The sequence below is a fragment of the Acidocella facilis ATCC 35904 genome, from assembly GCF_000687875.1.
Taxonomy (GTDB): domain Bacteria; phylum Pseudomonadota; class Alphaproteobacteria; order Acetobacterales; family Acetobacteraceae; genus Acidocella; species Acidocella facilis.
The window spans coordinates 86,468-98,660 of the sequence record NZ_JHYG01000003.1; the positions used below are offsets into that span (position 1 = coordinate 86,468).

The window sequence follows — 12,193 nt, forward strand, 5'->3', positions numbered from 1 at the left end:
AGGCGATTCATCTCATGGGCAATGGTGTTTTCTCAATCATCGGCAGCGCCCTGGCAGCGCAGGATCAACGGCTCAGCGCGATTTCCTCGAACCTCGCGAATGCCTCCTCCATCGCCGCGCCAGGCGCGCAACCTTACCGGGCGCAGGAGCTGGTTTTCCAGGCGGCGCCGGTGGTGGATGCGACGCAGATGGATGGCGCCAGTCCCCCGCTCGGCGTGCAGGTCTTAACCAGCGTGCAAAGCAACGCGCCGCCGACGCGCAAATACGATCCAGGCAATCCCTACGCGGATGCCTCAGGCTATGTCACCTCCTCGAATGTCTCACCGGTCGATGAGATGGTGAACATGATCGACAGCACGAATTCCTATTCGGCCTCGGTCGCGCTGCTCCAACAATCCACGCGGATCGATCAGCAAATCATCAACAGCTTTCAGGTGACATGATGACCAGCATGACCTCGCCCAGCACCAGCACCAGCGGCATTTCCAACGCCTCGGTCGCCGCCTCGACCACCGCGAGCACGGCCTCATCCGGCAGCGCCGCCAGCCTGACGCAGAATGATTTCCTGCAACTCCTGACAGCGCAGTTGAAATATCAATCGCCAACCTCACCCGCCGACCCGACGCAGATGACACAGGAATTCGCGGCGATTTCGACCGTGGATGGCATCAACCAGCTCAATACCAACCTCACGGGTTTGCAAACCGCGAATAGCGCCGCTCAGCTGGCGCAAGCCTCGGCGCTGGTGGGGCGGCAGGTGGCGGTCAACGGCAACAGCCTGTTCGCAAACAGCACCGGTAGCGCCACCGGCGCGTTCAACCTACCGAGCGCCAGCGCCAATACCGATGTCACCATTCTCAACGCCAATGGCAGTGTCGCGGGGACGATGAATCTGGGGGCGCTGCCAGCGGGACAGCAAAGCTTTAAATGGACAGGCGGCACCGCCGGCGACAGCTACAGCTATCAGATCAGCGCCGCCAGCGCCAGCGGCGTGCCGATCTCCGCCACGCCCTACACGGTTTACAATGTCCAGGGCGTCAATCTTACCAACGGCATACCAAGCTTGGATGTCGCCGGCAGCGCCAGCGCATTGCCCGTTTCTTCCGTTCAAACCGTTCTGGGAGCATCTTCATGACACTGCAAACCGCCTTATCAGGCCTCACAAGCGCCCAGACGGGGCTCAACACCGTTTCAAATAATCTCGCCAATGCCAACACCACGGCCTATAAAAGCCAAACGGCGTTGTTCCAGGATATTTATCCGAGTAACGCCACCAATACGCCAGGCATCGGCTCGACGTTGGAAGGCATGTCGACGGATCTGACCGAAGGCAACCTGACCTCGACTGGCAATTCGCTGGACGCGGCGATTCAAGGCAATGGCTATTTCATCGTCTCCAGCAATGGCGCGCAACAATATACCCGCGACGGTGCGTTTCAGCTCAGCTCCTCGGGCCAGTTGGAGACGCTGAACGGCTCCAAATTACTGGGCTACGCGACGGTTAATGGTGTGCAGGGCAATACGCTGGGCCCGATAACGATCAATACCGGGGCCGTCGCCGCCAACGCCACCAGCACGCTCGGGCTGACGCTGAATTTGAATTCCGGCGACAAGACGATACCCTCCACCACGACCTTCAACCCATCTGACCCGACGACCTATAGCGAGAGCACATCCGCCGTCACCTACGATTCGCTGGGCAATGCCAATCGCGTGCAGTTTTACCTGGTGCAGAACCAGCCCGCGACCAGCGGCGCCACGCCGAGCTGGACGGTTTACGCCCAGCCCGAATTGGCCAACGGCACGAATGTTGGCACGCCGCAGAATTTGACGACGCTGGGCTTCTCCACCTCGGGCACGCTCACCTCCGGCAGTCCCGCCACCTTGGCGGTGAATTGGGGAAATGGCGCGGCTGCATCGAATATCGCGATGAATTTCACCGGCACCACCTTGGCGGCGCAGAGTTTCGCCGTCGCCGGCATCACCAATAATGGCTATGCGCCGGGCAATTACACGGGCAGCAGCATCTCCGCCGATGGCTCGGTGCAAGCCAGCTATTCCAACGGGCAGACGCTGAGTGCGGGCAAAATCGCGCTCGCCAATTTCATCAATCCGGAGGGGCTGAATCCGGTCACCGGCAATCTTTACGCTGTCACCAACAGCTCAGGCCAGCCAGTGGTGAATACGCCAGGCAGCGGCCAGGCGGGTACGCTCTCCGGTGGCGAGCTGGAAGCTTCCAATGCCTCCACCTCCTCACTGCTCGTCTCGCTGATTCAGTATCAGCAAGCCTACCAGGCGAACACTTCGGTGATCCAGACCGAGCAGCAGGACAGCCAGAGGCTGGTGCAGATCTAACAAGGTAGAACCAGATGTATTCGGATTCCCTCTATACCGGCATGGCCGGGCTGCAGGCGATTACCGCGCAGATGCAAGCCGTGGCCAGCAATCTCGCCAACGCGCAAACCGCTGGCTATGAAGCCGTGCAGGCGGTGACGGATGCGCAGGCCTATAGCGGCAGCAATGCGCCGGTGGGGGCGGATGCGGCCGTGGAAACGCTGGGGCCGGATCTGAAACCAGGCCCGATGCGCCAGACCGGCGATCCGCTGAATGTTGCCATTGCCGGCGATGGCTGGCTGCAGGTGCAAACGCCCAGCGGCACGGCCCTGACCCGCAACGGAACCCTCAGCATCTCCGCGGCGGGTCTGCTGACGGATAGTTCCGGCAATCCGATCCTCGACAATAACGGCACGCCGATCAGCCTTCCACCTTTGACAAAACTGCAAATCGGCGAGGACGGGACGATCTCCGGCATCGCCGCCGGAAATCCCGGCGGGGATGCGAAAATCTATGGGCGAATCGGCCTGGTTGCCACGCCGTCCGGCAAACTCAGCGCGCTTGGCGGCTCGCTCTACCAGGCCCCGGCGGGAACGAATTTAAGCCAGAGCAGCACAGCCTCGCTGCATCAAGGCTACATCAATGACAGCAATGTCGATCCCACCAGCGCGATGATGGAGATGATCGACAGCAGCCGGTCCTATCAGCTGCAGACGGACCTGATGAAAACCCAAAGCAGTGCCTCGCAGGATCTTAATAATATCTTGGCGCAGGGCTGATTCGTCATGCCAGAATTTGGAGCCGCATTATGAACCACGCATTGGACACGATCGCCACCGGCCTCGCCGCCAGCCAGACGATGATGAACACGATCGCGGATAATCTCTCGAACGTGAACACGACGGGCTTCAAGTCGGAAACGCCGGAATTTCAAACCCTGCTTTACCAGGATGGCATCCAGCCAGGCGCCAATTCAACCGGCCAGACCGTTTATCCCTCCGGACTCGAAATCGGGACCGGCGTGAAGGTTGCTTCGGTGAAGGATACCTTGACCCAGGGCGCGTTGACCAGCACTGGCAACCCGCTCGATCTGGCGATCAACGGCTCCGGTTATTTCCAGGTGCTTCTGCCCAACGGCCAAACCGCCTACACGCGTGACGGCGCGTTTCAGCTCAACGCCACGGGCCAGCTCGTCACCTCCTCGGGCTATCAGGTCCTACCCAACGTCACCATTCCCAGCAACGCCACCTCGGTGACGATCGGGACGGATGGAACGGTTTCCGTGACATTGCCTGGATCCTCCACCGCCTCGCAAATCGGCCAGATCCAGCTTGCAAATTTCGTCAATCCGCAAGGGCTGCAGCCGCTGGGTGGGAATCTGTATGCGTCCACGACCTCCTCGGGCACCGCCGTCAATGGCGCGCCACAGAGCAACGGCCTTGGCTCCGTCAACCAGTCCTATCTCGAAGCCTCGAATGTCGATGTCGTGCAGTCGATGGTGAACATGATTTCGGCGGAGCGCGCCTACCAGCTCGGCACCCAGGTGGCCAGCGCCATCGATAATCAGCTCAACTATCTGGCGCAGGCGGCTGCTGGCGCATGAAACGTTTGCTGCCCGTTTTGCTGCTCGCCGGCTGCCAAACGATTGCGGCACCGCCGCCCAGTCTGGTCAAGCCGGCGGCGTTTCCGGTGGCAGCCTTGCCCCCGCTCGCATCGCAGGACGGGTCGATTTTTCCGGCTTCCACAATGGGCTCACTTTACGAGCCGCGGCGCGATTGGCGGATGGGCGATCTCGTGACAATCGACATCGTCACGAGCAGCGCCGCGAGCAATACCGACAACGCCGCTCTGAAACGGACCGGAACGCTCAACGATTCCATGACGAGTTTCATGGGAATCCCGATGAGCTTTGGCCATATCAATGGCGGCAGCCTGGCACCTTCCATCGGTGCCACCTCCGATCAGGAATATACCGGAACCGGCGCGGCGAGTGCGGCGAATAATATTTCCGGTCAGGTCGAGGCGGTTGTCACCCATGTCGACGCCAATGGCATTCTCACTCTTGAAGGCCGAACCAACGTGAATATCAACGGCAATGTGATTTCCATCGTCGTCACCGGCTATGCCAGCCCGGACGATATCGCCGCCAATACCACCATCAGCTCGAATCAGGTCGCCGATATGAATGTGCAATATGTCGGCATCGGGCCGATCAACGGCGCGCATCAGCTGCCTTGGCTGCAGCGCGTCCTCAACAAGATTGCGCCATTCTGATGCGAATCTGCGCCGCAACTCTCCTGGCTCTCCTGGTGTTTGGCGGCAAGGCCTTCGCCGCCGGCGATGCGACGACCATCGGCCAGCTGGTGTCCGTCGCCGGCGCGCCCAGCAACCAGCTTTATGGCTACGGGCTGGTTGTCGGCCTACCCGGCACGGGCGACCAGACGACCCAGGTTCCCTACACGCAGCAATCCATCCTCAACATGCTGCGCAATATGGGCATCGCCTTGCCAAATGTCTCAACCATGCAGCCCAACGATGTCGCCTCCGTGATGGTGACGGCGGAAGTTCCCGCCTTCGCGCATTCCGGCCAGCATGCGGATGTCACCGTCTCCGCGGTCGGGAATGCAACGTCATTGGCTGGTGGCGTGTTATTGCCAACCCCGTTGCGCGGCGGCAATGGCGTTGTCTATGCCCAGGCGCAGGGGCCGCTGCTGGTCAGCGGATTCGCCGCGAGTGCCGGCGGAACATCCGCCAGCGTGAATGTGCCGACAGTCGGCACCTTGCCCGGCGGCGCCATCCTGGCCACGACGATTCCCGCCACCTACGCGATCAACGGCGCATCCGCGTTGCTGCTCAACCAGCCCAGCTATCAGACCGCCCAGCAGATCGCGGATGTCATCAATCGCTATGATGCGGGCTCGGCCACAGCCGTTTCGCCCGGTGAGGTCGATCTCTCCGCCCAGGGCCAGGATGCGATGCGCTTCATGGCCAATGTGCTCGCCTTGCCGATCACCCCGGTCGGGCAGGCGCCGACCATCGTGGTCGATGCGCAAAGCGGTACCATCGTAATGAATGCCGGGGTCACGCTGGGCCCGGCCGTTGTCAGCCATGGCGATCTGACCGTGACCATCCAGACGCAAAATAGCGTGAGCCAACCAGGGCCGTTTTCCAATGGCTCGACCGTCGGTGTCCGCAATACCGCGGTCAACGCCAAGCAGAGCAAGGCGCAGGTCATCAACCTGCCACGCGCCGCAACGCTGCAGGATGTGGCCGCGGCGTTGAATGCGGTGGGCGCCACCCCGCAAGATTTGATCGCCATCATCCAGGCGCTGAAGCAAGCCGGCGCCATCAACGGAACCATCAAGGTGATATGATGATCGAGGCACGGACCACCCTAAATGCCGCCAACCCCGCGCCTACCAGGCCGACGCAGAAGGAGGCGATGCAGCATCTGACTGGGTTGCTCTGGTATCAGATGCTCAGCACGCTGAATGAAACCGGCATGGATGCGTCCACGCTGGGCCAGGGTGGCAGCGATTTTCAGAGCATGTTCCTGTGGAATCTCGCGCAGAATGATTTCGGCAAATATGATGCCCGGCTGCTGCAGGCGGCGCAGCGCCAGATTGGCGGACAGGTGCTGCAGACCCCGGCTCTCGCCGCCTCAACCGCTTCCGTGCTTGCCGCCATGGGGGTGCCGGCGCCGGTCAATGAAACCCCGCTGGCGCCGCCGCCCCAGCTAACGACCGGATCTGAACAAGAGCTGGATCAGGCGACGAGTTTTGCCAAATCCATCTGGCCGCAAATCACCGCGGCCGCGCAGGCTCTTGGGGTGCCTGCTGTGGCGGTGCTGGCGCAAACGGCATTGGAAACCGGGTGGGGGGCCGCGGCACCCGGCCATAATCTGTTCGGCATCAAGGCCGGGCCTGGCCAATCCGGCAGCCTGCGGGCGACGCATGAAATGCAGAATGGCGTAGCCGTCGCGCAGGACGCGGAATTTCGCGATTATGCCGATTCCACCACCAGTGTTTCGGATTATGTCGGCTTGATCCAGTCCAACTATCAGAGCGCTACGGGCCAGGGCAGCGTCGCGGGATTCGCGCGAGCCCTGCAAGATGGCGGGTACGCGACGGACGATCAATATGCGGAAAAAATCATGAAAATCGCGCAATCGCCTTTGATGAGCGCGGTGCTGCAATCGGTCGGTGCATCATCTTCGAATAGCGGAGCGCAACCATGAGTGGTCTCACCAACGCCGTTAATGCCGCACTATCTGGCCTTCAATTATTTGAGGCCGGCATTTCGACAGTTTCCAATAACCTCGCCAACGCCAATGCCGCTGGCTACACCGTTGAAAACGTCAACGCGCAAACGGCGCAGGCGGCGGCCGGGCAGCCAGGCGCGGGGGTGTTGCCAGCGCAGATCACCCGCGCCGCCTCGGGCTTCGCGGCCTCCCAGCTGCGAACCGCCAACAGCGCCAGCGCTGCCGCCAGCGCACAATCCACGGCGTTGACCGGCATTTCCAACGCCCTGACCAATAACGGCAATGTGCAGACGGCGATTAACCAATTTTTCTCCGATATTGGCAGCCTCGCCGCCAGCCCTTCAAGTTCCGCGCTGCGCCAGACGGTTTTGTCGGACGCCGGCAATGTCGTCGGAACCTTCCAGACCGCCGCGACCAGCATTGCCAGCGTTGTCTCCGGTCAGCAGACCGGCCTGAGCTCGAATGTCACCGCCGCCAACCAGATTTTGCAGCAGCTCAGCACTTTGAACAAATCCCTGCAAACCGCGCCAAATTCACCGAGTCTGCTGGACCAGCGTGATTCCGCCTTGAATGCGTTGTCACACTATCTGCCGGTGAATATTATCCCGCAAAGCGATGGCGGGGTGGTGGTGGCTACGGGCGGCACCGTGCTGGTGGATCAAAGCGGCGTGCAGGCGCTGGCGGTGGCGGAAAACGCGAACGGCCAAACCACGCTCACCGCCGGCAATAACCAGATGAAGCTGACGCTGGGCGAATCCGATGGATCGCTCGGCGCCACCCTTGCCAACATCGCTGCGGGCGGGCAGGCGACGCAGTCTCTCAGCGCTTTGGCAGCGGTATTTTCAGCGCAGGTGAACACCGCGCAGGCGCAGGGGCTGACGCCAACCGGCACCAGCGGCACGCCGATTTTTTCTGTCCCGGCGCCCAGCGTCGCGCCCAGCGGCGGCAATAGCGGCAGCGCCGTCATCACGGCGAGCCTGAGCAATGAAGCCGCGCTGCCGGCGAATGGCGGGCCCTTCACCTTGACCTACAACAGCACAAGCGGCTGGAGCGCCGTGGATCAAGCCAACGGCCAGAGCTACATTGTAAGCGGCACGCCGCCGGCTTTTGCCGGGCTGGCGCTGAGCATCTCCGGCACCGCCAATAATGGCGACAGCTTCACCGTCAATCCCGCCCCGGGTGCCGCCAATGCCATTGCCGTCGCCGCGACGACCCCCAACGATATCGCCGCCGCCGACCCTTATGTCGCGACCAACGGGACGCTGCAAACAGATGGTTCTGTTATCAACAAGAATGCCGGGACCATCAATGTCGGCACGGATTCGGTAACCTCCAGCCCCGCCAGCGGCAGCGCCGTGGTGCCGGCCAGCTATTACGGGCAAAATCTTCTGCTCACCTTTACCTCCGCCAGCGCCTATAATGTTTCCACCCTTGCCAGTCCCGGCACCATCATCGCCAGCGGCACGCTGGGCAGCAATGGCGGCAATGTCGCGGTGGCCTACCCGTCCGGTCTGGCGTCCGGGCAATATTGGAATTTGCCACTCACCGGCGCGCCGGTGGCGGGAGACACGTTGAGCCTCAGCCCCGGCGGCAGTGCCAGCGGCAGCAATGCGCAGCGCCTTGCCAATCTATGGACCGCGACCGGAACCACCAGTTCCGGCACGCTGGAGCAAAGCTTCGTTGGATTATCGACGGATTTGGGCGCCAACGCCGCCGCCGCGCAGGCGCTGGCGACATCGACAGGCTCGCAGGTTACCACCGCCACCAGCAACCTCGCCACCATCGCCGGGGTGAATAGCGACCAGCAGGCGGTGTTGATGACGAATTACGAGCAAGCCTACCAGGCGGCGGCAAAGGCCATCAGCGCCGCCAACACCATGTTTGATTCATTGTTAAACGCGATTTGAGGAGCTGCGATGAAGAAGATCATTCTCGGCGCGGTCGCCGCGCTGGTGCTCGTGGGTGGCGGCGGTGGCGGTGCGCTGGTCTATATGAAAATGACCGGCCACCACAGCCCCCCCGCCCATCCGAAACCCCCGCCGCCGAAGCCGCTCCTCTTTGGCACGCTGGAGAATATGGTGGTGAGCGTGCCGCTGGATTCCAGCGCCCAGGCCGGGCAGGGCTTCGTGCAGATTTCCATCCAATACGCCACCACGGATCAGAAGGCGATCGACAGTTTCAACGCGCTGCTGCCGATCATCAAGGCGGAGACGATCACGCTTTTGATGAAGCAGACGGCGAAGCAGCTGATGGACCCTTCCACCCATGATTCGCTGACAAAAACCTGCGTCACCCTCGCCAACCAGGTGCTGGACAAAAATGCCGGCTTCACCCCGCCGGACCCGTTCACCGCCGCCTACATCACCAACATCGTGCAACAGGATTGAGCCAAAATGGGCACGGAAACAATTTCCGCTGCGGCTTCCACCATCGCGACATTACTGATCCTCCTGGGCTGCCTCGCGGCGGGCGCTTTTCTGCTGCGGCGTCTGCGCGCCAGGGCCGCGCCGGCGGCGGCGAATATGCCGCTCGCCATTCTTGCCGCCCGGGCGCTGGGCGGGCAGCAAAGTCTCGTCATCGCGCAAGCGGGCGGGCAGGTGTTGCTGCTCGGCGTCGGGCGCGGCGGGATCGCTCTGCTCAGCCGGCTCGATGCCGATGAATAAGCCCCTGGCCTATGCCGCGCCGCTGCTGCTGGCCGGCGCCGCACATGCCGCGCCGGCGGGGCTCACCATCGTCAACACGCTCGCGAAGAATGGCGGTGAAGCCTACTCGCTGGATGTGCAGAGCCTGCTGGTCATCACCGCGCTCGCCTTCCTGCCCGGGTTGATCCTGCTGATGACGAGCTTCACTCGCATCATCATCGTCCTCTCCATCATGCGCCAGGCGATCGGGCTGCAAACCACGCCGCCCAACATGGTGCTGGCCGCCTTGGCCTTGGCGCTCTCCGTCTTCGTCATGCGCGGCGTCATCCAGCAGGAGCAGGACAAGGCCTTGCAGCCTTATCTCGCCGGGCAGATCACCTTCTCCGAGGCCATCGCCGCCGCGCAGCCGCCGGAGCGCGATTTCATGCTTGCCCAAACCCGCAAGGCGCCGCTGCATCTGTTCGTCGATCTCTCGGGCCAGCATTATGCCGCGCCGCGCGATGTCCCCTTCACCGTGCTGGTTCCCGCCTTCGCCACCTCGGAGCTGGAGACGGCCTTTCAGATCGGTTTTCTGGTCTATATCCCGTTCGTGCTGATCGATCTCGCGGTCGCCTCCATCCTGATGTCGCTGGGCATGATCATGGTCTCGCCCACGCTGATCTCCTTGCCGCTGAAATTGCTGGTCTTTGTCTCCATCCATGGCTGGGTGCTGGTTTTGGGCACGCTGGCCAATAGTTTCGGTTGATGCCGCTTTATCTGCACTTGCTGCAACATGCCTTTTCGCTGGCGCTGGCGGCGTTGTGGCCCTGCGTCGCGGTGCTGCTGCTGGTCGGCATCATCACCGCCATCATCCAATCGGCGCTGCAGATCGAGGATGCCACCTTCGCGCTGCTGCCCAAAACCATCGCCATGGTCGGGCTCGCCGTCACTGGCGGCTTCGGCGCGGTGGCGATGTTCGAGGCGCTGGCGCGGGACTTCATCCTGCACGCGGCCATTCTGGTGCATCAGCCATGGTCTTAGATGAACAGACCGTGATGCTCTGGTTCGGCCGCTTCCTCTGGCCGTTTCTGCGCATCACCGGGCTGTTTCTCACCGCCCCCCTGTTCGGCTCCGCCCTCCTCCCCAACATGGTGAAGGCGCTGCTGGCCGCTGCCCTGGCCTTGGCGCTCGCCCTCTGGCTGCCGGACCTGCCCGCCTACCCGGCGGACCCGGCCCGCGCCATCCTCACCGGCTTTGAGCAGATCGCCTATGGCGCGCTGCTCGGCATGGCGGCGCAGATCGTCCTCGCCGCGCTCTCCTCCGCCGGTGAGATCATCGGCGAGGCGATGGGCCTCTCCTTTGCCACGCTGCAATTCCGCGACGCGCCGGGGGCGAGCTCGGTGCTGGCGGATATCATGCAATGGGCCGGGCTGCTCGGCTATATGGCGGCGGGCGGGCCGGTCTGGCTGTTCATGGCGCTGGCCCATTCCTTCGCGCATGGCGCCGGGCTGGCGCCGCTGCAAGGCTGGGGGGCGCTGGCCGGCATGGGCGGGGTGGTGTTCTCCGCCGCCTTGGCGCTGGCGCTGCCGGTGCTGGCGGCGGGGTTCTGCGTCAACCTCACCGTTGGGCTTGCCACCATCTTCGCCCCCAGCCTCAATTTGCTCTCCGTCGGCTTTCCATTGCTGATTCTCGCCGGGCTCTGGGTGCTGGTGGGCATGGTGCCGGCCATTGGGGTGGCCACGTCCCATCTCACCGCGCAATCCATGGCGGCCATCGCCGGGTTGATGCCGCATGGCTGAAGGGGCGGGCGAGAAGAAGCATGCCCCCACCGAGCGCCGGCTGCGCCAGGCGGCCGAACGGGGCGATGTCAGCCGCTCGCAGGATCTGCCCCGGGCCGCCATCATCGTGCTGTTCACGGTGCTGGCGCTGGCGGCCGCGGGCGGGCTGGGGCTGCGCCTGCTGGATCTGGTCGCGGCCGGGCTGGCGCAGGCGGGCACCGCGCCCTTGCCGGCGGCGCTGGGGCTGGCCGGGGGCGTGTTCTGGCGGCTCTTCCCCTTGCTCGGGCTCATCGCCGCCATCGGCGCGGCTTCCAGCCTCGCCTCGGGCGGGTTCGTCTTCGCGCTCAATCTGCTGGCGCCGGATCTCTCCAAATTGCTGCCCCAGGCTGGGTTTTCGCAGATCTTCTCCGGACACGGCATGGCGGAGCAGGGCAAATCCGTGTTGAAAATGCTCGCCATCGCCCTGGCGGGCGCGGTGGCGATCCTCTCGCGCCGGCCGGATTTCACCGCCCTGGCCTGGCTGCCCCGCCCCGCCGCCAGCGCCTTCTTCGCCCTGGCCACGCAATGTTTGAGCCTCATCTGCCTGGTGCTGGGGCTGCTGGCGGGGGTGGATTTCGCGCTCCAGTTCTGGCTGCACCGGCGCAAGCTGCGGATGTCGGATGAGGATATGCGCGAGGAGATGAAGGAGGCGGCGGGCAACCCGCACGTGAAATCCCGCCAGCGCGCCCTCGCCCGCAAAATGGCCCGCGCCCGGCAGATGCAGCGTGTGCCGGAGGCCAGCGTGGTGGTCACCAACCCCACCCATTTCGCCTGCGCCATCCGCTATCGCCGCGGGCAGGACAGGGCGCCGATGCTGCTGGCCAAAGGGGCCGGGCCGCAGGCGGAGGAGATCATCGCCCGGGCGCGCGGCCATGGCGTGCCGGTGGTGCAGTCCCCGCCTCTGGCGCGCGCGGTGTTTCGCTATGTGGAGCCGGATGAATATGTGCCCACCGCCCTCTACCGCGCCTGCGCCGAGGTTCTGGCCTATGTCTGGCGGCTGCAGCGCTGGCGTGCCCAGGGCGGGGCGAAGCCGCAGCCGCCGAAACCGCAGGCGGGTGACATCGAGGTCTCGCGCTGGCTGCCGGGCGCCTGAGCAGGTCAGAGGATTTGTCTATTATTTAAATCGCTTCTCACAAATAAGTTGACGGAACGTTCATTTT

At 63.3% G+C, this 12,193-nt stretch carries 15 protein-coding genes; all 15 read left to right on the top strand.

Annotated elements, in window-relative coordinates:
- The first annotated feature begins 14 nt into the window (after positions 1-14).
- Genes flgC through T331_RS17390 form a run of 15 tightly spaced genes read left to right on the top strand, consistent with a single transcriptional unit; the run spans position 15 to position 12,126 of the window.
- Entirely contained in the window at positions 15-443 is a 429-nt protein-coding gene (gene flgC, locus T331_RS0105060; protein WP_026439259.1) for a flagellar basal body rod protein FlgC, read from the top strand.
- Positions 443-1,135, top strand: coding sequence for a flagellar hook assembly protein FlgD (locus tag T331_RS0105065; RefSeq protein WP_026439260.1), 693 nt, complete (start codon positions 443-445; stop codon positions 1,133-1,135). Before flgC ends, T331_RS0105065 begins: the two co-directional genes overlap by 1 nt.
- Entirely contained in the window at positions 1,132-2,355 is a 1,224-nt protein-coding gene (locus T331_RS0105070) for a flagellar hook protein FlgE (protein WP_026439261.1), read from the top strand. Before T331_RS0105065 ends, T331_RS0105070 begins: the two co-directional genes overlap by 4 nt.
- A gap of 14 nt (positions 2,356-2,369) precedes the next feature.
- The gene (locus T331_RS17370) at positions 2,370-3,113 is read left to right on the top strand and encodes a flagellar hook-basal body complex protein (protein ID WP_051622164.1); all 744 of its coding nucleotides are present in this window, start codon (positions 2,370-2,372) and stop codon (positions 3,111-3,113) included.
- A 29-nt stretch (positions 3,114-3,142) separates the two neighbouring features.
- Positions 3,143-3,937, top strand: a complete 795-nt coding sequence (gene flgG / locus T331_RS0105080; protein ID WP_008494050.1) for a flagellar basal-body rod protein FlgG — start codon at positions 3,143-3,145, stop codon at positions 3,935-3,937.
- Complete coding sequence (locus T331_RS17375; RefSeq protein ID WP_051622166.1) at positions 3,934-4,608, top strand: flagellar basal body L-ring protein FlgH; 675 nt, start codon at positions 3,934-3,936, stop codon at positions 4,606-4,608. Before flgG ends, T331_RS17375 begins: the two co-directional genes overlap by 4 nt.
- Complete coding sequence (locus T331_RS0105090; RefSeq protein ID WP_026439262.1) at positions 4,608-5,708, top strand: flagellar basal body P-ring protein FlgI; 1,101 nt, start codon at positions 4,608-4,610, stop codon at positions 5,706-5,708. Before T331_RS17375 ends, T331_RS0105090 begins: the two co-directional genes overlap by 1 nt.
- The gene (locus tag T331_RS19045) at positions 5,708-6,571 is read left to right on the top strand and encodes a glycoside hydrolase family 73 protein (RefSeq protein ID WP_244876892.1); all 864 of its coding nucleotides are present in this window, start codon (positions 5,708-5,710) and stop codon (positions 6,569-6,571) included. The genes T331_RS0105090 and T331_RS19045 overlap by 1 nt, the downstream gene beginning before the upstream one ends.
- Positions 6,568-8,502, top strand: a complete 1,935-nt coding sequence (locus T331_RS0105100) for a FlgK family flagellar hook-associated protein (protein WP_026439263.1) — start codon at positions 6,568-6,570, stop codon at positions 8,500-8,502. Before T331_RS19045 ends, T331_RS0105100 begins: the two co-directional genes overlap by 4 nt.
- Positions 8,503-8,511: 9 nt before the next feature.
- Complete coding sequence (locus tag T331_RS0105105) at positions 8,512-8,982, top strand: flagellar basal body-associated FliL family protein (RefSeq protein ID WP_008494056.1); 471 nt, start codon at positions 8,512-8,514, stop codon at positions 8,980-8,982.
- A gap of 6 nt (positions 8,983-8,988) precedes the next feature.
- On the top strand, positions 8,989-9,258 hold the full coding sequence (locus tag T331_RS19050; protein WP_008494057.1) for a flagellar biosynthetic protein FliO: 270 nt from the start codon (positions 8,989-8,991) through the stop codon (positions 9,256-9,258).
- A complete protein-coding gene (fliP, locus tag T331_RS0105115; protein ID WP_051622171.1) occupies positions 9,251-9,982 on the top strand; it encodes a flagellar type III secretion system pore protein FliP in 732 nt (243 codons plus the stop codon). Before T331_RS19050 ends, fliP begins: the two co-directional genes overlap by 8 nt.
- The gene (locus T331_RS0105120) at positions 9,982-10,257 is read left to right on the top strand and encodes a flagellar biosynthetic protein FliQ (protein ID WP_026439265.1); all 276 of its coding nucleotides are present in this window, start codon (positions 9,982-9,984) and stop codon (positions 10,255-10,257) included. Before fliP ends, T331_RS0105120 begins: the two co-directional genes overlap by 1 nt.
- Entirely contained in the window at positions 10,248-11,015 is a 768-nt protein-coding gene (locus T331_RS17385; protein ID WP_051622172.1) for a flagellar biosynthetic protein FliR, read from the top strand. The genes T331_RS0105120 and T331_RS17385 overlap by 10 nt, the downstream gene beginning before the upstream one ends.
- Positions 11,008-12,126: an EscU/YscU/HrcU family type III secretion system export apparatus switch protein gene (locus tag T331_RS17390; RefSeq protein ID WP_051622175.1), complete on the top strand. Its 1,119-nt coding sequence runs from the start codon at positions 11,008-11,010 to the stop codon at positions 12,124-12,126. Before T331_RS17385 ends, T331_RS17390 begins: the two co-directional genes overlap by 8 nt.
- The last annotated feature ends 67 nt before the right edge of the window (positions 12,127-12,193 follow it).

Bases quoted from the DNA above. Each gene is read 5' to 3' on its own strand.
- T331_RS0105120 (WP_026439265.1), top strand. From the start codon at position 9,982: ATGCCGCTTTATCTGCACTTGCTGCAACATGCCTTTTCGCTGGCGCTG.
- T331_RS0105070 (WP_026439261.1), top strand. From the start codon at position 1,132: ATGACACTGCAAACCGCCTTATCAGGCCTCACAAGCGCCCAGACGGGG.
- T331_RS0105065 (WP_026439260.1), top strand. From the start codon at position 443: ATGACCAGCATGACCTCGCCCAGCACCAGCACCAGCGGCATTTCCAAC.
- T331_RS0105090 (WP_026439262.1), top strand. From the start codon at position 4,608: ATGCGAATCTGCGCCGCAACTCTCCTGGCTCTCCTGGTGTTTGGCGGC.
- flgC (WP_026439259.1), top strand. From the start codon at position 15: ATGGGCAATGGTGTTTTCTCAATCATCGGCAGCGCCCTGGCAGCGCAG.
- T331_RS0105100 (WP_026439263.1), top strand. From the start codon at position 6,568: ATGAGTGGTCTCACCAACGCCGTTAATGCCGCACTATCTGGCCTTCAA.
- T331_RS17390 (WP_051622175.1), top strand. From the start codon at position 11,008: ATGGCTGAAGGGGCGGGCGAGAAGAAGCATGCCCCCACCGAGCGCCGG.
- fliP (WP_051622171.1), top strand. From the start codon at position 9,251: ATGAATAAGCCCCTGGCCTATGCCGCGCCGCTGCTGCTGGCCGGCGCC.
- T331_RS17385 (WP_051622172.1), top strand. From the start codon at position 10,248: ATGGTCTTAGATGAACAGACCGTGATGCTCTGGTTCGGCCGCTTCCTC.
- T331_RS17370 (WP_051622164.1), top strand. From the start codon at position 2,370: ATGTATTCGGATTCCCTCTATACCGGCATGGCCGGGCTGCAGGCGATT.
- T331_RS0105105 (WP_008494056.1), top strand. From the start codon at position 8,512: ATGAAGAAGATCATTCTCGGCGCGGTCGCCGCGCTGGTGCTCGTGGGT.
- flgG (WP_008494050.1), top strand. From the start codon at position 3,143: ATGAACCACGCATTGGACACGATCGCCACCGGCCTCGCCGCCAGCCAG.
- T331_RS19050 (WP_008494057.1), top strand. From the start codon at position 8,989: ATGGGCACGGAAACAATTTCCGCTGCGGCTTCCACCATCGCGACATTA.
- T331_RS19045 (WP_244876892.1), top strand. From the start codon at position 5,708: ATGATCGAGGCACGGACCACCCTAAATGCCGCCAACCCCGCGCCTACC.
- T331_RS17375 (WP_051622166.1), top strand. From the start codon at position 3,934: ATGAAACGTTTGCTGCCCGTTTTGCTGCTCGCCGGCTGCCAAACGATT.